A 22,530-nucleotide genomic window follows, 5' to 3' on the forward strand; every position below is an offset into this window, starting at 1 on the left:
GTTTACCGTTCTGCCTCCGATAAATCGCGTTTCTCTCCCTGTAGGCCGCGCGCGCAAAATATTGTATGCTATGCCGCCTTAAAGCTGACCAGGTAACCGGACTTCACGCCAATGTAACGTCGCGCTGACCCGCCAACGATGAAAGATCGTTTTAGGCACCGTTTACCCGCCGGTAAGGTTCTGCCGGCCACCATGATTTATCAGCAGCGCCAGCAGGTGCGCTGCCTATTGAGAAAAATTCCATGTCTAATCCCTTTTTAGAAGAGGTGGCTCGCCGCCGCACCTTCGCGATCATTTCGCACCCGGATGCCGGTAAAACCACCATTACCGAAAAAGTGCTGCTGTTCGGACAGGCTATTCAGACCGCCGGTACGGTGAAAGGCCGTGGTTCTAACCAGCACGCCAAGTCAGACTGGATGGAGATGGAGAAACAGCGTGGTATCTCCATCACCACTTCGGTCATGCAGTTTCCCTATCGCGACAGCCTGGTGAATCTGCTGGATACCCCGGGCCACGAAGATTTCTCCGAAGATACCTACCGTACCCTGACGGCGGTTGACTGCTGTCTGATGGTGATCGATGCCGCGAAAGGCGTCGAGGATCGTACCCGCAAGCTGATGGAAGTGACCCGCCTGCGCGACACGCCGATCCTGACCTTCATGAACAAACTTGACCGTGACATCCGCGATCCGATGGAGCTGCTGGATGAGGTCGAGAGCGAGCTGAAAATCGCCTGTGCGCCGATTACCTGGCCGATTGGCTGCGGCAAGCTGTTTAAAGGCGTCTATCACCTCTACAAAGATGAAACCTATCTTTATCAGACCGGTAAAGGCCACACCATTCAGGATGTGCGCATCGTGAAGGGGCTGAACAACCCGGATCTCGACGCCGCCGTAGGCGAAGATCTGGCGTCGCAGCTGCGCGAAGAGCTGGAGCTGGTTCAGGGTGCCTCGCACGAGTTCGAGCAGGAAGCCTTCCTGAATGGCGAACTCTCACCGGTCTTCTTCGGTACCGCGCTGGGGAACTTCGGCGTCGACCACATGCTGGATGGCCTGGTCTCCTGGGCGCCGCGTCCGATGCCGCGCGACACTGACACCCGCCGGGTGGAAGCGAAGGAAGAGAAGTTCACCGGCTTCGTGTTTAAGATCCAGGCCAATATGGACCCGAAACACCGCGACCGCGTTGCCTTTATGCGTGTGGTGTCCGGTAAATATGAAAAAGGGATGAAGCTGCGTCAGGTGCGCACCGGCAAAGATGTGATGATATCCGATGCGCTGACCTTTATGGCGGGCGACCGTGCGCATGTTGAAGAAGCCTACCCCGGCGATATCATCGGCCTGCATAACCACGGCACCATCCAGATTGGCGACACCTTTACCCAGGGTGAGAACATGAAGTTCACCGGCATTCCGAACTTCGCCCCAGAGCTGTTCCGCCGTATCCGCCTGCGCGATCCGCTGAAGCAGAAACAGCTGCTGAAAGGGCTGGTTCAGCTGTCGGAAGAGGGCGCCGTACAGGTCTTCCGTCCGGTGCATAACAACGATCTGATCGTGGGCGCTGTTGGGGTGCTGCAGTTCGACGTGGTCGTGGCGCGTCTGAAAAGTGAATATAACGTCGAAGCGATCTACGAAGCGATTAACGTCTCAACGGCGCGCTGGGTAGAGTGTGACGACGCGAAAAAGTTTGATGACTTCCAGCGTAAAAACGAAGTGAACCTGGCGCTCGATGGCGGTGATAATTTGACTTATATCGCGCCAACCATGGTCAATCTGAATATTACTCAGGAACGTTATCCCGACGTCCGTTTCCGTAAAACACGCGAGCACTGATCGCGCTGTTTCCGGGCCACTCCAGCTGGGAGTGGCCCTGTTTCCCCCGCTCCAGACTCCTCCTAAAAACACTGCTTTTATTCTGTTTTGACGTGTGATCAACCAGTTAGCCAGGCAAGTTGCAAAATGCCGTCTATGATTATTTTATTGGACGGCGGAAGAGACTTCTCTTGTCCTTACGTCCTGTAACGCAGTGGCCTTATTGCCGCTGTTTCGCCCACAGTTTTTGGGTGAGTTAACTGATAGAAGGAAGATATCGATGAACAAGACTAAGATTGCTAAAACCCTGATGGCCGCCATGATTGGTTCAGCTCTGATCAGCGGCAGCGCACTGGCTGATGAATCCATGTCGCAGAAAGCGTCACAGACAGCCGACAGCGCGGGTTCAAAAATCGATAGTTCTATGAAAAAAGTCGATGGTTTTATGGATGACAGCGCCATCACCGCCAAAGCCAAAGCGGCCCTGGTGGATGACGACGCGATTAAAAGCACGGATATCTCGGTAAAAACGCATCAGGGCGTCGTGACCTTAAGCGGTTTCGTCACCTCACAGGAACAGGCTGAAAAGGCTGTGGCTGTGGTGCAGAAGATCGAAGGTGTTAAATCCGTCAGCGACAAACTACACGTCAGAGACAGCAAATCATCTTCAGTGAAAGGTTATGCGGGCGATGCCGCAACGACCAGCGAAATTAAAGCTAAGCTATTAGCAGATGACATTGTTCCGTCGCGCAACGTCAAAGTTGAGACTACCGACGGTGTTGTTCAGCTTTCAGGGCATGTTGCTAATCAGGCACAGTCAGACCGTGCAGAAAGCATCGCTAAAGCCATTGAAGGCGTGAAAAGCGTTAAGAATGACCTGACGGTTAAATCTTAATAGCTGACGTGCGGTTGCTCCGGTGGCCGCACGAATAAAAGACACCCATCCGGGGATGAAATAAGCAGTTCGAATTTAAATAGGGTAAGGAGAGGCTTATGTTTCGTTGGGGCATTATTTTTCTGGTAATCGCACTGATTGCTGCAGCGTTAGGTTTCGGCGGTTTAGCGGGTACAGCAGCATGGGCAGCTAAAGTTGTCTTCGTTGTAGGTATTATCCTGTTCCTCATCAGCCTGTTCACCGGCCGTAAAAAGCTTTAGCCGATGAGTCCTGCAGTATAATGCAACCTGTTGCATAAAGCGGAGACCCGTCATCCGCAGCGAGTCACCTGAAGAGAGGGATCCCTTCATTTCGCTGCGATGGCAAGCCAGCACGCTGGCCTGCTGGTTAAAGGATGAGATGACTGGTTCTCCGGCATGCTGCCTTCATCAACGGAGCGATCCCTCAGCATACCCGGAACCCTGATGAGGTTCGCACAGTGGGTATTCGCATTCCTGTCACGCTCGGCACCCTTGAACCTCTGGCCCTGACCCCCTTTAAATCACGAAAAATCGCGCTCGTCTGCGAAGGCGGCGGTCAGCGAGGCATTTTCACTGCCGGTGTTCTGGATGAATTTCAGCGCGCCCGCTTTAATCCCTTTCAGCTTATGCTCGGCACCTCTGCCGGCGCACAGAATCTCTCTGCCTATGTCTGCGGTCAGCCCGGCTATGCCCGGCGCGTGATTACCCGCTATACCACCAGTAAACTCTTTTTTGATCCGCTGCGCTTTGTGCGGGGCGGCAATCTGATCGATCTCGACTGGCTGATTGAGATTACCCGCAGCGAATTTCCACTGGCGATGCGACAAGCCGAGCAGGCCTTTGCCAGCGGGCGTGAATTTTATATGTGCGCCTGCCGCAGCGACGACTACACGCCAGGTTACTTTACTCCTACGGCTGATAACTGGCTGGAGCTGATTAAAGCCTCCAGCGCCATTCCTGGTTTCTACCGGCTGGGCGTGAACCTGGAGGGGATCAGCTACCTCGACGGGGGCATCAGCGATGCGATCCCGGTGCGGGAGGCCGCGCGTCGCGGTGCCGATACGATTGTGGTGATCCGCACCGTGCCCTCGCAGATGTTCTACACGCCCAAATGGTTTAAACGCATGGAGCGCTGGCTCAGTACCGGCGCGCTGCAGCCGATGATCAATGTGCTCAATATGCATGAGCAGAGCTATCGCGAGATTCAGCAGTTTATTGAAAATCCGCCGGACGATTTGCGTATTATTGAAATCTTTCCCCCGCACGCGCTGGCCAGCAGTGCGCTGGGCAGCCGGATCGCCTCGCTGAATCAGGATTATCATCTGGGACGGCGCTGCGGGCGCTACTTTATCGCCACGCTGGGCCAGTGGCTGAGCGACGCGGAGCCGCTTAGCCCGCCGCGCATCGTGACGCCGCCCGCGCCGGTCGCCAATGCGCCCGATACCCGGCTGATTATCACGCCGTCGCTGGCGGACAACGATGCAGATTACGACAAAGGATCGCTGGCATGAAATTTATCGACACGCACTGTCACTTTGATTTTCCGCCCTTTGAGGGGGATACCGTCGCGAGCCTGGCCCGCGCGGCGGAGGCTGGCGTTGAGAAAATCATCATTCCGGCTATCGATGCCAGCCGCTTCGGGCGGGTCTGCGAGCTGGCCGCAACGCATCCGGCGCTCTATGCCGCGCTGGGGCTGCATCCCATCGTGATTGAAAATCATCGGGAAGCGCACCTTGATCAACTGGAAACCCTGCTGCAACAGCGGCCGCGTAAGCTGGTGGCGATCGGTGAGATCGGGCTGGATCTCTATCGCGACGATCCGCAGTTTGATAAGCAGCAACGCTTTCTGGAAGCGCAGCTCAGGCTGGCGAAACGCTACACGCTGCCGGTGATCCTGCATTCCCGCCGGACCCACGACAAGCTGGCGCAGATCCTGCGTCGTCACGATCTGCCACGCCGGGGCGTAATACACGGTTTTGCGGGCAGCCTGCAGCAGGCGCAGGCCTTTATAAAACTGGGTTATGCGATTGGCATCGGCGGTACCATTACCTATGAACGCGCCAGTAAAACCCGGCAGACCGTGGCGCAACTGCCGCTGGCGTCGCTGCTGCTGGAAACTGATGCACCGGATATGCCGCTGCACGGCTTTCAGGGCCAGCCTAACCGCCCGGAACGGGCGCGTCAGGTGTGGCAGACGCTCTGCAGCCTGCGTAAAGAGTCACCAGAAGCGATCGCCGACGCGCTGTGGCAGAACAGTCAGCAGCTGTTTCAGCTCGATTCCGCGTTTCCCGCAGTGCGCAACTGATCCCTTCCGTATCGCCCGGCCAGTCGCCCGTTAAATGTGATAATAGTAACATTGCCCCGGCTGGCGTATAATGGCGATCAGGCCCTGTTATCTGAGATTTTAGTCACAGTATACGCGCCAGTTTTGCAGCAGATTCTTATTTCTATGTGACTCCTGGCACATATCAGTGCGCGTCAGAGTGTTATTATTATAACATTCCGCCGACGAGCCGGTGGGTTGCATCCCGATCCTTTGGAGAGCCACATGACCGATATCAAACACCTTGCCCTGCGCGCCCTGAAACTGATGGATTTGACCACCCTGAATGAAGATGACACCGACGCAAAAGTGATCGCCCTCTGTCATCAGGCCAAATCCCCGGCGGGCAACACCGCTGCGATCTGTATCTATCCACGTTTTATTCCGATCGCGCGTAAAACGCTGCGCGAGCAGGGCACCCCGGAGATCCGTATCGCCACCGTCACCAATTTCCCGCACGGCAACGACGATATTGACATTGCGCTGGCAGAAACCCGCGCGGCTATCGCCTACGGTGCCGATGAGGTGGATGTGGTCTTCCCGTACCGTGCGCTGATCGCCGGTAACAGCCAGGTTGGTTTCGATCTGGTGAAAGCCTGTAAAACCGCCTGCGCGGAAGCGGATGTGCTGCTGAAGGTGATCATCGAAACCGGTGAGCTGAAAGAGGAGGCGCTGATCCGTCAGGCCTCTGAAATTGCTATCGACGCGGGTGCGGACTTCATCAAAACCTCCACCGGGAAAGTGCCGGTTAACGCCACGCCGGAAGTGGCGCAGATCATGATGAACGTGATCCGCGATAAAGGTGTCAGCCAGCAGGTCGGTTTCAAACCGGCGGGCGGCGTACGTACCGCTGAAGATGCTGCGATCTACCTGCAGATGGCCGACGCGACACTGGGTGCAGAGTGGGCCGATGCACGCCATTTCCGCTTTGGCGCATCCAGCCTGCTGGCGAGCCTGCTTAACACGCTGGGTCACGAGAGCGACACCAGCAAAGCCGGTTACTGATCCCTCTGGCGGTCGCCGACCGCCTGTTCTTCACTCTTTCCCTGAACCAGGGGGCTACCTTGTTCCTGCCACAAGAAATTATTCGTAAAAAACGTGATGGTCTTGCGCTGACGGAAGAGGAGATCCGCTTCTTCATCAACGGCGTGCGTGATAACACCGTGTCGGAAGGGCAGATCGCTGCGCTGGCGATGACCATCTATTTTCATGATATGACGCTGCCGGAGCGGGTGGCGCTGACGATGGCGATGCGTGATTCCGGCACGGTACTGAACTGGAAGTCGCTGAACCTCAACGGCCCGCTGGTGGATAAGCACTCGACCGGCGGCGTCGGCGACGTCACGTCGCTGATGTTAGGGCCGATGGTCGCCGCCTGCGGTGGCTATGTACCGATGATCTCCGGGCGTGGCCTGGGCCACACCGGTGGCACGCTGGACAAGCTGGAGGCGATTCCGGGCTTCGATATCTTCCCCAGCGACGACCGCTTCCGCGAGATCATTAAGCAGGTGGGTGTCGCCATTATCGGCCAGACCAGCTCGCTGGCACCGGCGGATAAGCGGTTCTACGCGACGCGTGACATTACCGCCACCGTCGACTCCATTCCGCTGATTACCGCCTCGATTCTGGCGAAAAAGCTGGCCGAGGGGCTGGATGCGCTGGTGATGGATGTCAAAGTGGGTTCCGGCGCGTTTATGCCAACCTATGCGGCGTCAGAGAGCCTGGCGCAGTCGATCGTTGGCGTTGCCAATGGCGCGGGCTGCCAGACCACCGCTCTGCTGACCGATATGAATCAGGTGCTGGCCTCCTCAGCCGGTAACGCGCTGGAGGTGCGTGAAGCGGTGCGCTTCCTGACCGGCGAGGCGCGCAATCCGCGCCTGCTCGACGTCACGCTGGCGCTCTGCGGTGAAATGCTGATCTCCGGCAAACTGGCGGCGAGCGAGAGCGAAGCGCGTCAGAAGCTGATGAGGGTGCTGGACAATGGCCAGGCCGCCGAGTGCTTTGGCCGCATGGTGGCCGCGCAGAAGGGGCCTGCCGATTTCGTCGAGCGTTACGCGACCTACCTTCCGCAGGCCACACTGAGTAAACCGGTCTATGCCGATCAGCCGGGGATTGTCAGCAGCATGGATACCCGTGCACTGGGCCTGGCGGTAGTGGCGATGGGCGGCGGACGTCAGCGCGCCAGCGATACGATCGATTACAGCGTCGGGTTAGACGAAATGATCACCCTGGGCGAACGCGCTGATGCGCAGCGTCCGCTGGCCGTCATTCACGCCAGCAGCGAGGATCAATGGCAGCAGGCCGCCGCCGCGGTGAAAGCCGCGCTGGTGATCGGTGACAGCGCCCCGGCGGAGACGCCGGTCGTCTACCGTCGTGTGACTGATATCAGCTAACTGATCCGTAACCGGTGCCAGCGGCGATCCATTCGGGTATACTGATCTGATCGCTTTTTTTTGACTTGTCACGCGCGGATGCGCAGGAGACTTGCATGAAACGTGCTTTTATTATGGTTCTCGATTCCTTTGGAATTGGTGCCAGTAAAGATGCCGATAAATTCGGCGACGCAGGTTCGGACACCTTAGGTCACATCGCCGAAGCCTGCTTCAAAGGTGAAGCAGATAAAGGGCGCAAAGGCCCGCTGCATCTGCCGAATCTCACCGCGCTGGGTCTGGGTAAGGCGGCTGAACTCTCTACCGGTCGCTTCCCGGCAGGTCTGGATCCTGAAGCGAAAATCACCGGCGCGTACGCCTACGCCAGCGAACTTTCGTCAGGTAAAGACACGCCCTCTGGTCACTGGGAGATCGCCGGAGTACCGGTGCTGTTTGACTGGGGCTACTTCAGCGACAAAGAGAACAGCTTCCCGCAGGAACTGCTGGATAAGCTGGTTGAGCGCGCGGATCTGCCGGGCTACCTCGGTAACTGCCACTCTTCCGGTACGGTGATCCTCGACCAGCTGGGCGAAGAGCATATGAAAACCGGCAAGCCGATTTTCTATACCTCGGCGGACTCCGTTTTTCAGATCGCCTGTCACGAAGAGACCTTTGGTCTTGAGCGTCTTTACGCGCTGTGCGAAATTGCCCGCGAAGAGCTGACCGAAGGGGGCTATAACATTGGCCGGGTCATCGCGCGTCCGTTTGTGGGTGACAAGGCGGGTCAGTTTGAGCGCACCGGTAACCGTCACGATCTGGCGGTCGAGCCACCTTCAGCGACCATGCTGAAAAAGCTGGTGGATGAGAAGGGCGGTCATGTGATCTCCGTAGGTAAAATCGCCGATATCTACGCGGAACAGGGCATTACCAAAAAGGTCAAAGCGACCGGTCTGGATGCGCTGTTTGACGCCACGATTCAGGAGATGAAAACGGCGCCGGATCAGGCGATTGTTTTCACTAACTTCGTGGATTTTGACTCCACCTGGGGCCATCGTCGCGACGTCGCCGGTTACGCGGGCGGACTGGAACTGTTTGACCGCCGCCTGCCGGAGCTGATGGAACTGGTCGGGGAAGATGACATTCTGATTCTGACCGCAGACCACGGCTGCGATCCGACCTGGCAGGGTACGGAGCACACCCGTGAGCACATTCCGATTCTGATCTACGGACCGAACGTGGAACCGGGTTCGCTCGGCTATCGCGAAACCTTCGCCGATATTGGTCAGACAATCGCACACTATTTTGGCCTGTCCGAGATGGACTATGGCAAGAACATGCTGTAAATCAGCAATTTAATAAGGATTAAACAATGGCAACCCCTCATATTAATGCTGAAATGGGCGATTTCGCAGACGTCGTACTGATGCCTGGCGACCCGCTGCGTGCGAAACACATCGCAGAAACCTTCCTGGAAAACGCGGTCGAAGTGAACAACGTGCGTGGGATGCTGGGCTACACCGGCACCTACAAAGGCCGTAAAGTCTCTGTGATGGGCCACGGCATGGGGATCCCTTCCTGCTCAATCTACACCAAAGAGCTGATCACCGATTTCGGCGTGAAGAAGATCATCCGTGTGGGCTCCTGTGGTGCGGTACGCGCGGATGTCAAACTGCGTGACATCGTGATTGGTCTGGGTGCCTGCACCGATTCCAAAGTGAACCGTATGCGTTTCAGGGATCACGACTTCGCGGCGATTGCGGACTTCGACATGGTGCGTAACGCGGTCGATGCGGCGAAAAACCTGGGCGTTGACGCGCGCGTGGGCAACATCTTCTCTGCCGATCTCTTCTATACCCCGGATCCGCAGATGTTCGACGTGATGGAAAAATATGGCATCCTGGGCGTGGAGATGGAAGCCGCAGGTATTTACGGTGTGGCCGCTGAGTTCGGTGCGAAAGCGCTGACCATCTGTACCGTTTCTGACCATATCCGTACGCACGAGCAGACCACCGCTGCCGAGCGCCAGACGACCTTCAACGACATGATCAAAATTGCGCTGGAGTCTGTCCTGCTGGGAGACTAATCCGCGTGGCGGACGGGCGCGCCCGTCTGCTGCCTCTCTCCCTGAACCGATCCTCCTCTGCCGGAGGATCGGCATTTTCCCGCCGACTTCCCGTAACATTCACATCAAATGACATACTTTAACTGAGGCTTGTGCATCTTCGCGCTGGCACCCCGGCGTTCGCGCCTTATCATGGTGCGCAACAACAGATAATAATGAATTGTCCGATAATACCCCCTGATGAACTTTCGTAACTTCGACGCTGAAGAGAAGCTGTTTGCCCGCCGTGCCGCGATAGCCTTTGCTCTGGTCTGCACCTGTTTCACTATTCTTGGCGTAAACCTCTACCGCCTGCAGGTGCGCGATCATAGCTACTACCAGACGCGCTCTAACCAGAACGACATTAAGATGATCCCCATCGCCCCTACGCGCGGGCTGATCTATGACCGCAACGGCATTCCGCTGGTGCGCAACGTCAGCTGGTACGCCATCACGCTGACGCCTTACAAGATCAGCGACATGGACGCCACGCTGCGGGCGCTGACGCCCATCGTGAATCTGACGCCTGACGAGATTGAGACGTTCCGCCATGCGCTGAAGCAGACCAGCCGTTACAAGCCGGTGGTGCTGAAAGAGGAGCTGACCGAGGAGGAGGTCGCCCGCTTTGCGGTGAATCAGTTCCACTTTACCGGGGCGACGATTGAAACCTATCAGGATCGCGAATATCCCTATGGCGCGGATCTGGCGCATGTGGTCGGCTATGTGTCGAAAATTAATGACAGCGACTACAAACGGCTGAATGCCGAAGGCATTGCGGAGAACTACGCGGCAGACCATAACATCGGTAAGCAGGGGATTGAGGGCTATTACGAAACGCTGCTGCATGGCAAACCAGGCTATCAGGAAGTGGAGGTGGATAACCACGGCCGCATTGTGCGGGTGCTGAAAGAGGTGCCGCCGGTCGCCGGTAAAAACCTGACGCTGACGCTGGATCTGCATCTGCAGCAGTATGTGGAGAGCCGTCTGGCGGGGCAGCGTGCGGCGCTGCTGATAGAAGATCCGCATGACGGATCGGTGCTGGCGATGGTCTCCAGCCCCAGCTACGATCCCAATCCCTTCGTTAAAGGCATCAGCTATCAGGCCTATAAAAAACTGCTGCAGGACAAGGATCTGCCGCTGATCAACCGCGTGACCCAGGGACTCTATCCGCCCGCCTCGACGGTGAAGCCGTATATGGCGATGTCGGCGCTGCTGACCCATGTGATCACGCCACAGACACAATTCTTCGGTGCGCCAACCTGGACGCTGCCCGGCACCGATCGGCGCTATCGCGACTGGAAAAAAACCGGTCACGGCATGCTGGATGTGACGCGCGCCATCGAAGAGTCCGCCGATACCTTTTTCTATCAGGTGGCATTCATGATGGGCATTGACCGGATTCACACCATGCTCAGCCAGTTCGGTTATGGCAGGCCCTCCGGGATCGATCTCAATGAGGAGTACAACGGCTTACTGCCGAGCCGCGAATGGAAGCAGAAGGTGCATAAAAAGCCCTGGTATCAGGGAGACACGGTGTCCGTGGGCATCGGCCAGGGGTACTGGATTGCGACGCCGATTCAGATGGTGAAAGCGATGGTGGCGCTGATCAACAACGGCCGGGTCATCGCGCCCCATCTGCTGGAGAAAACCCAGCGCGGCACCCTGGTTGAGAACTACCATCCGCAGCAGCGCGAAACGCAGATTGGCGATCCCCGTTCACCTTACTGGTCGCTGGTGCGCCACGCGATGTTTGGCATGGCTAACTCACCCAACGGCACCGGGTATAAATATTTCCACACCGCACCTTATGGCATCGCGGCGAAAAGCGGGACCTCTCAGGTGTTCAGCCTGCGCCAGAATCAGACCTATAACGCGAAGATGATCCCGGTCCGGCTGCGCGACCATATCTTCTATACCGCCTTTGCGCCCTTCAATGACCCGAAAGTGGCGGTGGCGCTGATTCTGGAGAACGGAGGCGGGGAAGGGGTCACGGCGGCGCCCGTAATGCGGGATATACTGGATCACATCTTTATTCCACCGACGCCGGACGCGCCAGCCCCGGCTACACCCTAAAAAGGGGGGGCATAGCCCCCCGCCGCGCGTCAGACGCTCAGGGTTTTCGTCACCTGACCAATCGCGTGCACCACATCCGTTGCGCCCTCCCGAATCTCCGCAATGACGCCACCCGCCTCCTGCGCCAGCTGCACGCCCTGATCGGCGCGCTTCAGGTTCGACTCAATCCCTTTCAGTGCCCGGCTCGCCAGCAGATGGTTCTGCTGTATCCGGTTTTCGATGTCGGTGGTCGCGCGGTTGATGTTCGCCGCCAGTGTGCGAACTTCGTTAGCCACCACCGCAAAGCTGCGGCCATGACTTCCGGCGCGCGCCGCTTCGATGGCCGCATTGAGCGCCAGCAGGTTGGTCTGATCGGCGATCCGACGAATCCCTTCAACAATTGCTCCGATGCGATCAGAGGATTCACTCAGTCCGGTAATATCCCCGGAGATCCCCTGCAGTTCGCCGGCCAGCGCGTTCATGGTTTCGACGCTGCTGGCGATCACATCCGCCCCCAGTTTTGTGCTCTTATCCGTTTGCAGCGCAGTATGATATGCCCGCTGCGCCGCATCATGCTCCTGTTGATTCTTCTCCACCTGGGCGGTGACGTCGGTCGCGAACTTGACGATTTTGTAGAGCCTGCCCTGTTCATCAAATACCGGGTTGTAGGTGGCACGCAGCCAGATCGTCTCGCCCTGCTTGTTGACGCGGGGAAACTGACCCGAGACAAATTCACCCCGATTCAGCTGCTGCCAGAATTCGCTGTACTCCCGGCTGTCACGCACGGCCGCAGAACAGAAGCGGCTGTGATGAACGCCTTCCACCTCTTCGCGACGGTAGCCCATGGTTTTCAGGAAGTTGTCGTTGGCTTTCAGGACTTCCCCTTTGAGGTTAAAGGCGATCACCGCCATCGATCGTTCAATGGCGGTGGTGATGGCGCGCTGCTCCTGCGCATCGTTAATATGGCTGGTAATGTCGGTGGCCAGCTTGACGATTTTGATTACCCGACCGTGACGGTTCTGCACCGGAACATAGTTGGCTTCCAGCCAGATCGGGCGGCTGTTCTTCGCCATGCGCAGAAACTTATCGCTGAAGCTTTCGCCCCGGTTGAGTCGCTGCCAGAAGTCGCGATAGGCCTGCGACTGCAGCTGTTCCGGCGTGCAGAACAGGCTGTGGTGCTGGCCCTCGATCTCCGCCAGCGTATAGCCCATGCTCGCCAGAAACAGCGCGTTGGCGCCGAGAATGGTGCCATCGGGTGAGAATTCGATCATGGCGATGGAGCCGTTGAGAGAGCTCAGCGTAGCCGCTGAGTGTGAGCGCTTCTGCCAGCTATGACGGGAAGCAATACCTGATGTAATAGTAGAAAACATGATGATCCTTATTATTAGTGTGGGTCTCGCAAGTTATATCGGCAAAATAGCGGCGCAATAGAGAGGGCAGCCCGCTGCTGGCTGAAATTTATTCGATCGACGGCCGCTTTTTTGCCGTGAAACAGACCCGATGGCCGGGTTGATGGAAAAGCGGTCAGTTGGTGTGATTTTGGTGAAAAGCGTTTGACGCTGCCGGGCCGCTTTGGTTTAATGCGCCCCGTTGCCCGAATAGCTCAGTCGGTAGAGCAGGGGATTGAAAATCCCCGTGTCCCTGGTTCGATTCCGGGTTCGGGCACCATATTTAAAGAACCCGCCTCTGGCGGGTTTTTGCATTCTGAGGCGAACCCGTTATCGACAGGTTCGATTCACTCGCCACATCCCGCCGAACAATCCGAATTTCCATTTCCGCCGTTCATTCCGGCTCTGAATTGAGTAGCCACACAAACAGATTTCACGGCGAAACCAATTTGCCGTCCCGGCTCTGTGCTGCGTTGCCAGAGTGTCACCGCCTGATATGCTGTCCAGCCTGCAATTGACCGCGACTAATCGTGTTTTATAAGCCACTCTTTACAGAATCCACCTGACAGGCACAATACCCCTTTTTTCCAGCGCTCTCACGGTCATGTCAGAAGAAGCACTGCGGCTGCAGATACAGAACCTGAAAAAGCATAATGCGCGTCTGAAGCGTATAGCCCATGACGCCCGGAACAAACTCAATGCGGCGCTGGATGGCACCGGGCTGTTTCTCTGGCAGCTCGATATCCCCAGCGGCAAACTGGTGATCTTTAACCGGCGCTGGGGCGCGATGCTGGGTTTCCAGCCGAAAGAGACCGACGCCAACTTTGAATCCTGGAAAGAGAGCCTGCACCCCGATGATGCCGCTGAGGTTCTGCGGGCGTTTTACGATCATATTGCCGGCAAAGCGCCTTACTACGAGGCGCTGCACCGCATGATCGCAAAGAATGGAAGCATTACCTGGGTGCTGGATCGTGGCCGGGTCAGTGAGTGGAACGCCCAGGGCGAGCCGGTAAAAGTGATCGGCACCCATATCGACATGACGAAAGAGAAGCAGTATGAAGCGCAGCTCGCGCTGCTGGCACTGCACGATCCCCTGACGCTGCTCAACAATCGCCACGCTCTGCAAAACTATTTCTGCGAAATGAAAGCGCAGGGAGCACTCTGTGTTGCCTTTATCGATCTGGATAACTTCAAGCATGTTAACGACACTCTGGGACATCGCAGCGGGGATGAGGTACTGATCCAGCTCAGTCAGCGTTTAACGGAATGCGTACCCGCTGAGGGGGTCATTGGCCGGCTCGGCGGCGATGAGTTTGTTCTGTTATTGCCCTATCCGCTGCACCACCCCCTGGTCCGCGAACTGACTGACGCCTGTCTTGATGCGGTGCTCACCCCTTTTGATATGTCAAACGGTCACGCTCAGATCGGCGCCTCTGTCGGCGTGTCGCAGGTGCAGGAAAATGATGACTTCGATACCGCACTGGCTCGGGCGGATGCAGCGATGTATCGCATTAAGAAAAATGGTAAACGCGGTATCGCGATAGATGACGCCTTTCCCGACGCAGCCGACCTTTGCTGAGCCTGACCGCTGGCGCAGCCGTTTCTTCTGACCTTACCGGATCCTCCCTGGCTTTTTTTTCCTGCCGGTCGCCTCAGCGATCGGTGCGCAGCACCACACAACCTAAATTTTAGTATTAATCCTAAAACGGCTTTTCATTTTCTCACCTCTCTCTATTACCGCTTCGTTTATTCTTTAATACCCATCGCTGATGATGAGGTGACATTTGAATTTAATTTTCATTAAATCAGCATAATTGATCGTTTATCGATCAAAAATGGTTATTTTCAACTGGCGCGATTGACCTTCTGCGTCTCGCTTAATTCCTGGGTGATAACAAAGTAACCTGATTATATTTACCGCTTCGCTTAGGTAAATTGATCGTTTGTTGATCATCTTCACTAACTGATATTGATGAGGTTATCTTTCTGCCGCTTCGTTTACTATTTTTTCAATTGGACATTTTTCGAAAATGATCGATTAATAGGGCGCGGCTTTTTATGTGAAAAAGCATTGCCGCGTCGTTGCGCTTCTTTCGAATAGACGCGCAGCGATAGTTTAAATATGTTATCAATCCAGGATAGGTAACTCTCTCTAATAATCCAGAGCGTGACGGATTGTTATTTTGTCGCTTGATCGGTCCGATTTTCTGTCTACATTTAGATTGCTGAATCGGCCTGATGAAGCATTAACTGTGCAAATTCTGATTTTTAATTTCAAAGAGGAACACAGAATGACTCAATATCGTGGTGGGGCCGGAAATTTTGCGGCTGACAAAGAGCGTGCTGCGGAAGCGGGACGTAAAGGTGGCCAGAAAAGCGGCGGGAACTTCAAGAACGATCCCGAACGTGCGATTGAGGCAGGGCGTAAGGGAGGGAAGGTAAGTCGCCGGAGCTAAACGAATCTGATGCTGCTGTCAGGGCTGTGGATGCCGTTTACCGGGCTGTAAAAGATCTCTTTTATTTTCCTGCAAGATAATTACATTCTGAATTGTGTCGCTGCTGAATCAACAGCAGGCAAAGACGCCGTTAATTAAACCGGAGAGGCTTCCTTTCCGGTTTTTTTTATTTCCGATCGATTAAAGCTATACCATTTAATAAAACTTTGTACAGGTAATGCCTGGCCGGTGCAATTTTTATGCGCCAGATTGAAAAATGTATACAGCTATTTATAAAATTGTACAAATTGCAGCTTGGCTGACGAAGCGGCTGCAGGAAAAAGAATTAAGAGCTAACGTGTTGCCGTAAAAGGGGAAAGTGCATCTGATATGCTACTTTTGTTTTAAATTTATACCGATGCGGTGGGCGATATTATAAATCTCCACTAGACTTTCCGTGTGTCAACGAAATGACTGGCGTTGCGTTATTAACGGCGCAGCTTTTTTAACAGTGAGGCTATCTTATGACAGTGAAAACGTTAAATGACCTGTTCATCCACGACTTGTCCGATGTCTACAGCGCTGAGAAACAGATAACCCGTGCATTGCCTAAAATGGCGCGTGCTGCCAGTGACGAAAATCTTATCGCTGCCTTTAATCAGCATCTGGAAGAGACCCGTGCGCAGATTGAGCGACTGGATGAACTGGTGGAGGTCACACCTGAGGTCAGAATTAAACGAATGAAGTGTCATGCGCTGGAAGGGCTGGTCGAAGAAGCGCAGGAGATTATCGAATCCGTCGAAAAAGGCGAAATCCGCGATCAGGGGCTGATCGGTGCGGCGCAGAAGGTGGAGCACTATGAGATTGCCACTTACGGTACGCTGCATGCGCTGGCGCTGAAGCTGGGGTACACCAAAGCGGCAGAGTTGCTGGAGACGACCCTGAATGAAGAGAAGCAAACGGATGAGAAGCTCACCTCGGTAGCCGAAGCGATTACTGTTTCTTAAGGAGAACGACATGACTGCGATTGAACATTATCACGACTGGCTGCGCGACGCGCATGCTATGGAAAAACAGGCAGAAAGCATGCTCAGCAAGATGTCGGGCCGTCTTGAACACTATCCGGCACTGGAGCAGCGTCTGGCTCAGCATCTCGACGAGACGAAACATCAGCTGACGCTTCTGGAACAGCTGCTCGACAGCCACGGTATCGACCACTCAGTGATGAAAGATGCGATGGGTAAGATGGCGGCCACCGGTCAGGCAGTCGGCGGGATGTTCAACTCAGATGAAGTGGTCAAGGGCGCAATCAGTGGCTATGTTTTTGAAAATGCCGAAATCGCCAGCTATACCAGCCTGATCGCCACGGCTGAACAGGTCGGTGACGCGCAGGGCGTTCGCATACTGAGTGAAATCCGCGATCAGGAAGTGGCCATGGCGGAGTGGCTGCTGCAGCATATTCCTGAAGTCACACAGCAGTTCCTGCAACGTGCCTCACAGCCGGGCACCGAAGCGAAGAAGTAGTCCCGCAGGATGACCTGCATGAAAAAGCCGGGCGAACCCGGCTTTTTGCGTTGCTGGTGTGACGGACTCAGTCCGCCATCAGATGGCCATACATCGTCATCAGCTTACGCGTGACGCCGTTGGTCCAGCCAAAACCATCCTGGAGCGGATATTCGCCCCCGCCGCCCGGACGGGCGCGTTCGCCGCTGATGTCATACTTCTCGACCAGCTTATGGTGCAGCTGGTAGAAGTTATTCACGGTATTAAGCCAGTTCACCGCCACTTCCGTCGCCAGCGTCTCTTCACCGTAGTTGTTCAGGCCGACGATCGCCATCCACTGCATCGGTGCCCAGCCGTTGGGCCGATCCCACTGTTCGCCGCTCTCTACCATCGAGGTCAGCAGGCCGCCATTGCTCAGCAGCAGGTGACGCAGGGAGATCGCCTGCAGGTGCGCCTGATGCGGCGTTGCCAGCCCGACAAACAGCGGAACCACCGACGCCACGGTAAAGGCACCGAAACGCTCACGCCGCCAGTCGTAGTCGCGGAAGACGCCAGCGGTGCTGTCCCACAGATAGCGGGTGATCGCACGTTTACGCGCTTCGGCCTTTTTCTGCCACGCCAGCGCGGTCAGCTCTTCGCCCTTGGCGTGCGACAGGGTGGCGATCATCAGCTCCAGCTTGTACAGGAACGCATTCAGATCGATAGGAATAAATTGTGTGGTGCGAATGCTCGACAGCCGTTTCGGGTTACGCAGCCAGCGCGAGGAGTAATCCCAGCCCGATTCCGCGCCCGCACGCAGGTCGCGATAGACCTCGCTGGCCGGACGTTTCGATTCGCGGGCGGTTTCCACATCTTCCATCCACGACTCATCGCGCGGCGTATCGCGGTCGTCCCAGTAGCGGTTCAGCAGCGAACCGTTCGGCATCCGCACGACATGGCGATAGGCCTGATTAGGCATCAGCGACCCGGCGCCATCCATCCAGAACTGATACTCCTTCATCAGCTGTTCCTGATAGCGTTTCGCCCCGCGCACGCCATCCTCTTCGAACAGCTCGACCATCAGCGCAAAGACCGGCGGCTGCGAGCGGCTGAGGTAGTAGGTCCGGTTGCCGTTGGGCACATGACCGTAGTTGTCGATCAGCCAGGCGAAGTTATCCGCCATGTGACGCAGCAGGTCGTCACGGCCCGACTCCGCCAGGCCGAGCATGGTGAAATAAGAGTCCCAGTAGTAGGTTTCGCCAAAGCGGCCGCCCGGCACCACATAGGGTTTCGGCAGCGGCAGCAGCGATGAGTGCGGCATATGCTGCTGCGGCATTTTGGTCAGGACCGGCCACAGATCATCGATATGCTCGTTGAGCGTTTTATCCGGGTTGGAGACATAAAAGCTTTCGTTTACGCCAGGCAGATAAAAGTGATCGGCGACAAAACGCGACAGGTCGAAGTCACTGCTGCGTTTCTGACGACGATAGCGCATCAGCACATCCAGCGGATCGTACTTTGGCGAACAGTCGGGGAAGGTTTTGCTGTCCTCGAAGATCCGCGACATCTGGACATGTTCAAACAGTTCCAGATAACGATCGGCAGGCGTGAGCGCATCCGGGGCAGGCAGGCCTTCAATCAGCTCCGGCTCCGGTTCGGAATCCTGCATGCGCTCCAGTTTCAGTTCATGGGGATCGTATTGATACTCAACTTCCGCCCCGGCACGAACCTCTTCAAGTGCATTCTGTTGCTGGCGATAAGTATTAATAGCGGCCTCCTGAGCGGTCGGGGTTGCACAAAGGACAAATTATAGCCTCCCCGACCTGCGGAACAACAATGCAGAATATCTATGAACGTAATAAAAATTGTCTATTAATCGAGGTTTTTTAATAAATTTCAGTCAATTCAACCAAATATAGCGCTGTTCACCAAAAACACATTTCGGATGAATCTCTTAGCGGCCTGAATTTAAAAAATTAACCTGAAGAAAATCGACGTCTGTTAACATTCTGACACAGAATCCCGGGCCGGAAAGGGGACAAAAAATGGCATACGCAACGGGAAAGCGGGGCGGACGGCGGCGCTGAGCGGGAGGGGCTCCCGCTCAGCATCTGGCGCATCAGGCCTTCGCCAGCGCAGCGCGGATCACCGCCTGCCACGCGGTCGTCGGACGGCCGGTCAGGCTGCTCAGCTGACGGGAATCACTGAAAAGCGCGCCTTTCTCTGCACCTGCATCGGAGTCAGCCAGCATCTCTGCCAGGCCTTCCGGCAATCCGGCGCTTTTCAGCGCGGCCGCAAACTCAGCCTGGGAAAGATTCACGTAATCGACCTTTTCACCACTCTGCGCGGCGATTTCGGCCGCAAACGCCGCTAGCGTATAACTGTCGTCACCGGCCAGCTCATAGACTTTCCCGGCCTGGTCCGGCCGGGTCATCACTTCCGCCGCGGCATCCGCGTAATCCTGACGCGCAGCCGAGGCGATGCGGCCTGTGCCCGCCGCGCCGATAAATGCATGGTGTGCCAGCGCTGGCGGAATGCTGGCGGCGTAGTTCTCGGTGTACCAGCCGTTGCGCAGCAGAGCGAACGGAATGCCTGAATCTCTCAGCAGCGCTTCCGTGGCGCGGTGCTCCAGCGCCAGGCCCAGCGGCGAGGTATCCGCATGCAGCAGGCTGGTGTAGGCGATAAAGCGCACGCCAGCGGCGCGGGCGGCCGCAATGACTGCCCTGTGCTGCGCTTCACGCTGGCCGACTTCACTGCCGGAGATCAGCAGCAGTTTTTCCACACCGGCAAAAGCGGCCTCCAGCGTCTCTGGCTGGCCGTAGTCGGCCTGGCGGACGATGACGCCCTGTGCGGCCAGATCGGCGGCTCTGGCGGGCGTACGCACCGCGGCGACGATCGTCTCTGCCGGAACTTTCTTCAGTAGTGCTGCAATCACCTTACGGCCGAGCTGGCCGGTTGCGCCTGTCACTGCAATCATGATCTTTCTCCTGTGGCTGTTGGTGAAATTCAGACTAGGGGATAAACTAACTTTAAGTAAGTACTTACAGAATTGTTAGTGTGGGAAAGGCAGAGTAAATGGCTGAAAAACTGAGTGAAAAATTTATTCGTGGCGAACTGCTTAACGTTGATTGCCCCTCGCGTGACGTCCTGAAGCGGGTCACCAGCCGCTGGAGCGTACTGATTCTGCTGGCGCTGCAGGACCAGACGCTGCGCTTCAGCGCGCTGCGCCGGGCCGTCGGCGGCGTCAGCGAACGGATGCTGGCGCAGAACCTGCGTTACCTGGAGGAGGATGGTTTTGTGCAGCGCATCGCTTTTGATGTGGTGCCGCCGCACGTTGAGTATCGCCTGACACCGCTCGGTCGCGAGGTCGGGGAGCAGGTCGTGGGGCTGGCGGACTGGCTGGAAGAGAATCTGGGCCGGATTCTGGCGCAGCGCGGCAGCCTTCCGGCAGCCTGAATTTCCGCGCTGGTGGTCAGAATGTGACGACACCGGCATTTTTTAATCTGCAATTCTGCTTTTCGGCCCAGCGCATTTCTGCACCGCCACCGCGCCACCGGCAGGGTGGCGCAAATAACCCAGCCGGCCTCCCAACTTATTGCCGCTAATTAAATCGATTTATCCGGTCCGGGCCAGCAATAATCTGCGGCCTGACTTTCATTGTTAATTCATCCGTAAATTTTGACTCATTTTATTAACATTCCTGCGGCCTCTTAATTCCCGGCTCCGCCGTTTATTTTGTCAGAATCCCCGACGGGATCTGCCGGAGTAAAACCAAAAATAAAACAAAGCGGCAGAGACGGCTGTTTTCAGGTTTAACCTGTTAAGAAATAAGATGATTTCATTTTTTCTGCGTCACTTTTCGGCCCGCGTGGTCAGTGTGATCAGCAAAATAGTGTCTGAAAACAGGCCGTTGGGACCCTTTTTCAGGCGGAATTTGTGTTCGCCGGCCCGCTTTTTAATGCGGCAAATACCGTAACATTAATGACACAAAAACACCCTGTGGTTAACCTTTAAGCCTTATTTTTAAATAGATAATTCCTGCTAAAAACAATGATCAAAATCAAAAAAGACTGTTATAGTTTTCATTAACCCCACTGTTTCTGTTTCCTCGCCGCGAATAGTTCTAAATTTGCGGCGGGAATTTCAATAAGCGCAGAGAAGTCGCGTATCAGGCTTAAGTTGTTAATTATAAGTAAATACATGGTGTTCTATGTGGCAAATCTATGTGGCAAAGAGGTAAGCAATGTTCGGATTAGATGCCTTTCATCTGGCCAGGATACAGTTCGCATTTACTGTTTCCTTCCATATTATCTTTCCCGCCATCACCATCGGTCTCGCCAGCTTCCTGGCCGTCCTCGAAGGTATGTGGCTCAAAACCCGCGATCAGACCTATCGCGATCTCTACCACTTCTGGTCGAAAATCTTTGCCGTTAACTTCGGCATGGGTGTGGTCTCCGGGCTGGTCATGGCCTATCAGTTCGGCACCAACTGGAGCGGCTTCTCGGAGTTTGCGGGCAGTATCACCGGTCCGCTGCTGACCTATGAAGTACTGACGGCGTTCTTCCTGGAAGCGGGCTTCCTGGGCGTGATGCTGTTCGGCTGGAATCGCGTCGGTCCGGGTCTGCACTTCTTTGCCACCTGCATGGTCGCCCTGGGCACGCTGATCTCCACTTTCTGGATCCTGGCATCCAACAGCTGGATGCACACCCCGCAGGGTTATCTGATCCAGAACGGCGTGGTGGTTCCGCAGGACTGGCTGAAAATCGTCTTTAACCCCTCATTCCCTTACCGCCTGTTCCATATGTCGGTGGCGGCCTTCCTGGCGAGCGCCTTCTTTGTGGGATCGTCGGCGGCCTGGCATCTGCTGAAGGGCAACAATAATCCGGCTATCCGCAAGATGTTTTCCATGGCGCTGTGGATGGCCCTGATTGTCGCCCCGATTCAGGCGATGATTGGTGATGCGCACGGTCTGAACACCCTGGAGCATCAGCCAGCCAAAATCGCGGCGATCGAAGGACACTGGGAAAACCCGCCGGGCGAAGCGACGCCGCTGATCCTGTTCGGCATCCCCGATATGGAGCAGGAGCGGACCAAATATGCGCTGGAAGTGCCTTATCTCGGCAGCCTGATCCTGACGCACAGTCTGGATAAGCAGGTGCCGGCACTGAAGTCGTTCCCGAAAGAGGATCGGCCGAACTCAACGGTCATTTTCTGGTCCTTCCGCGTAATGGTGGCGCTGGGCCTGCTGATGATTACGCTGGGTGTGGTCAGCCTGTGGCTGCGCGTTAAAGGCCGCCTCTATGAGTCGCGTCCTTTCCTGTGGTTTGCGCTGCTGATGGGGCCATCGGGTCTGATTGCGATTCTGGCGGGCTGGTTCACGACAGAGATTGGTCGTCAGCCGTGGGTCGTCTATGGCGTACAGCGAACGGTTGATGCGGTCTCCGCGCATGGCGACATGCACATGAGCATCAGTCTGCTGGCCTTTATTCTGGTTTACAGCTCGGTATTTGGCGTGGGGTATCACTATATGATGCGCCTGATTAAGCAGGGACCGGTTGTCGGCGAAGGTCACGTTACCGAAGAGGGCGGGCCCGGTCAGAAGAAAACCCCGGCACGTCCGCTTTCCGCTGCCACCTTTAAGGATGGAGAGCACTAAG

The 22,530-nt window shown here is 56.0% G+C and carries 19 protein-coding genes and 1 tRNA gene; 17 read left to right on the top strand and 3 right to left on the bottom strand.

Annotation, left to right across the window (positions count from 1 at the left end; genetic code table 11):
- Positions 1–242: 242 nt before the first annotated feature.
- The 10 genes from prfC to mrdA all read left to right on the top strand — a co-directional run bounded on the left by prfC (position 243) and on the right by mrdA (position 11,589).
- The gene (gene prfC / locus ACNY69_RS11820) at positions 243–1,829 is read left to right on the top strand and encodes a peptide chain release factor 3 (protein ID WP_111142192.1); all 1,587 of its coding nucleotides are present in this window, start codon (positions 243–245) and stop codon (positions 1,827–1,829) included.
- A 259-nt stretch (positions 1,830–2,088) separates the two neighbouring features.
- Positions 2,089–2,703 (top strand): molecular chaperone OsmY, encoded by a 615-nt coding sequence (gene osmY, locus ACNY69_RS11825; protein ID WP_111142193.1) that lies wholly within the window; start codon positions 2,089–2,091, stop codon positions 2,701–2,703.
- A gap of 98 nt (positions 2,704–2,801) precedes the next feature.
- Complete coding sequence (locus ACNY69_RS11830) at positions 2,802–2,963, top strand: DUF1328 domain-containing protein (protein WP_003848537.1); 162 nt, start codon at positions 2,802–2,804, stop codon at positions 2,961–2,963.
- Positions 2,964–3,181: 218 nt separating this feature from the next.
- Complete coding sequence (locus ACNY69_RS11835; RefSeq protein ID WP_418798456.1) at positions 3,182–4,234, top strand: patatin-like phospholipase family protein; 1,053 nt, start codon at positions 3,182–3,184, stop codon at positions 4,232–4,234.
- Positions 4,231–5,028, top strand: a complete 798-nt coding sequence (locus ACNY69_RS11840; protein ID WP_111140761.1) for a TatD family hydrolase — start codon at positions 4,231–4,233, stop codon at positions 5,026–5,028. The genes ACNY69_RS11835 and ACNY69_RS11840 overlap by 4 nt, the downstream gene beginning before the upstream one ends.
- A gap of 243 nt (positions 5,029–5,271) precedes the next feature.
- Complete coding sequence (gene deoC, locus ACNY69_RS11845) at positions 5,272–6,051, top strand: deoxyribose-phosphate aldolase (RefSeq protein ID WP_111140760.1); 780 nt, start codon at positions 5,272–5,274, stop codon at positions 6,049–6,051.
- Between the two features lie 59 nt (positions 6,052–6,110).
- The gene (deoA, locus tag ACNY69_RS11850; RefSeq protein ID WP_418798459.1) at positions 6,111–7,439 is read left to right on the top strand and encodes a thymidine phosphorylase; all 1,329 of its coding nucleotides are present in this window, start codon (positions 6,111–6,113) and stop codon (positions 7,437–7,439) included.
- Between the two features lie 95 nt (positions 7,440–7,534).
- Positions 7,535–8,758 (top strand): phosphopentomutase, encoded by a 1,224-nt coding sequence (deoB, locus tag ACNY69_RS11855; RefSeq protein WP_111140758.1) that lies wholly within the window; start codon positions 7,535–7,537, stop codon positions 8,756–8,758.
- Between the two features lie 26 nt (positions 8,759–8,784).
- Positions 8,785–9,498 (top strand): purine-nucleoside phosphorylase, encoded by a 714-nt coding sequence (gene deoD, locus ACNY69_RS11860; protein WP_111140757.1) that lies wholly within the window; start codon positions 8,785–8,787, stop codon positions 9,496–9,498.
- Between the two features lie 219 nt (positions 9,499–9,717).
- Positions 9,718–11,589 (top strand): penicillin-binding protein 2, encoded by a 1,872-nt coding sequence (gene mrdA / locus ACNY69_RS11865; RefSeq protein WP_111140756.1) that lies wholly within the window; start codon positions 9,718–9,720, stop codon positions 11,587–11,589.
- Positions 11,590–11,618: 29 nt separating this feature from the next.
- Here mrdA and ACNY69_RS11870 read toward each other — a convergent pair whose 3' ends face one another.
- On the bottom strand, positions 11,619–12,938 hold the full coding sequence (locus ACNY69_RS11870) for a methyl-accepting chemotaxis protein (RefSeq protein ID WP_293774566.1): 1,320 nt from the start codon (positions 12,936–12,938) through the stop codon (positions 11,619–11,621).
- 222 nt (positions 12,939–13,160) lie between these two features.
- On the opposite strand from ACNY69_RS11870, the gene ACNY69_RS11875 reads away from it, so the two are divergent.
- From ACNY69_RS11875 to ACNY69_RS11895, 5 genes are all read left to right on the top strand, one after another.
- Positions 13,161–13,236 (top strand) — tRNA-Phe (locus tag ACNY69_RS11875).
- Positions 13,237–13,560: 324 nt separating this feature from the next.
- Positions 13,561–14,535, top strand: coding sequence for a sensor domain-containing diguanylate cyclase (locus ACNY69_RS11880; protein ID WP_111140754.1), 975 nt, complete (start codon positions 13,561–13,563; stop codon positions 14,533–14,535).
- Between the two features lie 712 nt (positions 14,536–15,247).
- Positions 15,248–15,412 carry a con-10 family general stress protein gene (locus ACNY69_RS11885; RefSeq protein ID WP_004571242.1) on the top strand — a complete coding sequence of 55 codons (165 nt, stop codon included), beginning with the start codon at positions 15,248–15,250 and terminating at the stop codon, positions 15,410–15,412.
- 503 nt (positions 15,413–15,915) lie between these two features.
- Entirely contained in the window at positions 15,916–16,398 is a 483-nt protein-coding gene (locus tag ACNY69_RS11890; protein ID WP_111140753.1) for a YciE/YciF ferroxidase family protein, read from the top strand.
- Positions 16,399–16,408: 10 nt separating this feature from the next.
- On the top strand, positions 16,409–16,915 hold the full coding sequence (locus ACNY69_RS11895; RefSeq protein WP_111140752.1) for a ferritin-like domain-containing protein: 507 nt from the start codon (positions 16,409–16,411) through the stop codon (positions 16,913–16,915).
- Between the two features lie 67 nt (positions 16,916–16,982).
- Here the strand turns inward: ACNY69_RS11895 and treF are convergent, their stop codons facing one another.
- Complete coding sequence (gene treF, locus ACNY69_RS11900) at positions 16,983–18,641, bottom strand: alpha,alpha-trehalase TreF (RefSeq protein ID WP_111140751.1); 1,659 nt, start codon at positions 18,639–18,641, stop codon at positions 16,983–16,985.
- Positions 18,642–18,992: 351 nt separating this feature from the next.
- Positions 18,993–19,850: an SDR family oxidoreductase gene (locus ACNY69_RS11905; RefSeq protein WP_111140750.1), complete on the bottom strand. Its 858-nt coding sequence runs from the start codon at positions 19,848–19,850 to the stop codon at positions 18,993–18,995.
- Positions 19,851–19,948: 98 nt separating this feature from the next.
- On the opposite strand from ACNY69_RS11905, the gene ACNY69_RS11910 reads away from it, so the two are divergent.
- Both ACNY69_RS11910 and ACNY69_RS11915 read left to right on the top strand, forming a co-directional pair.
- Positions 19,949–20,329 (top strand): winged helix-turn-helix transcriptional regulator, encoded by a 381-nt coding sequence (locus ACNY69_RS11910; RefSeq protein ID WP_111140749.1) that lies wholly within the window; start codon positions 19,949–19,951, stop codon positions 20,327–20,329.
- A gap of 787 nt (positions 20,330–21,116) precedes the next feature.
- A complete protein-coding gene (locus tag ACNY69_RS11915) occupies positions 21,117–22,529 on the top strand; it encodes a cytochrome ubiquinol oxidase subunit I (protein ID WP_293774568.1) in 1,413 nt (470 codons plus the stop codon).
- Position 22,530 lies beyond the last annotated feature (1 nt).

The organism is Pantoea graminicola, from assembly GCF_048452665.1.
GTDB lineage: Bacteria > Pseudomonadota > Gammaproteobacteria > Enterobacterales > Enterobacteriaceae > Pantoea.

Excerpts from the sequence above, each read along its gene's own strand:
- deoB (WP_111140758.1), top strand. The coding sequence starts at position 7,535 with ATGAAACGTGCTTTTATTATGGTTCTCGATTCCTTTGGAATTGGTGCC.
- prfC (WP_111142192.1), top strand. The coding sequence starts at position 243 with ATGTCTAATCCCTTTTTAGAAGAGGTGGCTCGCCGCCGCACCTTCGCG.
- ACNY69_RS11830 (WP_003848537.1), top strand. The coding sequence starts at position 2,802 with ATGTTTCGTTGGGGCATTATTTTTCTGGTAATCGCACTGATTGCTGCA.
- osmY (WP_111142193.1), top strand. The coding sequence starts at position 2,089 with ATGAACAAGACTAAGATTGCTAAAACCCTGATGGCCGCCATGATTGGT.
- ACNY69_RS11840 (WP_111140761.1), top strand. The coding sequence starts at position 4,231 with ATGAAATTTATCGACACGCACTGTCACTTTGATTTTCCGCCCTTTGAG.
- ACNY69_RS11895 (WP_111140752.1), top strand. The coding sequence starts at position 16,409 with ATGACTGCGATTGAACATTATCACGACTGGCTGCGCGACGCGCATGCT.
- ACNY69_RS11890 (WP_111140753.1), top strand. The coding sequence starts at position 15,916 with ATGACAGTGAAAACGTTAAATGACCTGTTCATCCACGACTTGTCCGAT.
- ACNY69_RS11910 (WP_111140749.1), top strand. The coding sequence starts at position 19,949 with ATGGCTGAAAAACTGAGTGAAAAATTTATTCGTGGCGAACTGCTTAAC.
- mrdA (WP_111140756.1), top strand. The coding sequence starts at position 9,718 with ATGAACTTTCGTAACTTCGACGCTGAAGAGAAGCTGTTTGCCCGCCGT.
- ACNY69_RS11905 (WP_111140750.1), bottom strand. The coding sequence starts at position 19,850 with ATGATTGCAGTGACAGGCGCAACCGGCCAGCTCGGCCGTAAGGTGATT.
- ACNY69_RS11915 (WP_293774568.1), top strand. The coding sequence starts at position 21,117 with ATGTTCGGATTAGATGCCTTTCATCTGGCCAGGATACAGTTCGCATTT.
- ACNY69_RS11880 (WP_111140754.1), top strand. The coding sequence starts at position 13,561 with ATGTCAGAAGAAGCACTGCGGCTGCAGATACAGAACCTGAAAAAGCAT.
- ACNY69_RS11885 (WP_004571242.1), top strand. The coding sequence starts at position 15,248 with ATGACTCAATATCGTGGTGGGGCCGGAAATTTTGCGGCTGACAAAGAG.
- ACNY69_RS11870 (WP_293774566.1), bottom strand. The coding sequence starts at position 12,938 with ATGTTTTCTACTATTACATCAGGTATTGCTTCCCGTCATAGCTGGCAG.
- deoD (WP_111140757.1), top strand. The coding sequence starts at position 8,785 with ATGGCAACCCCTCATATTAATGCTGAAATGGGCGATTTCGCAGACGTC.
- deoC (WP_111140760.1), top strand. The coding sequence starts at position 5,272 with ATGACCGATATCAAACACCTTGCCCTGCGCGCCCTGAAACTGATGGAT.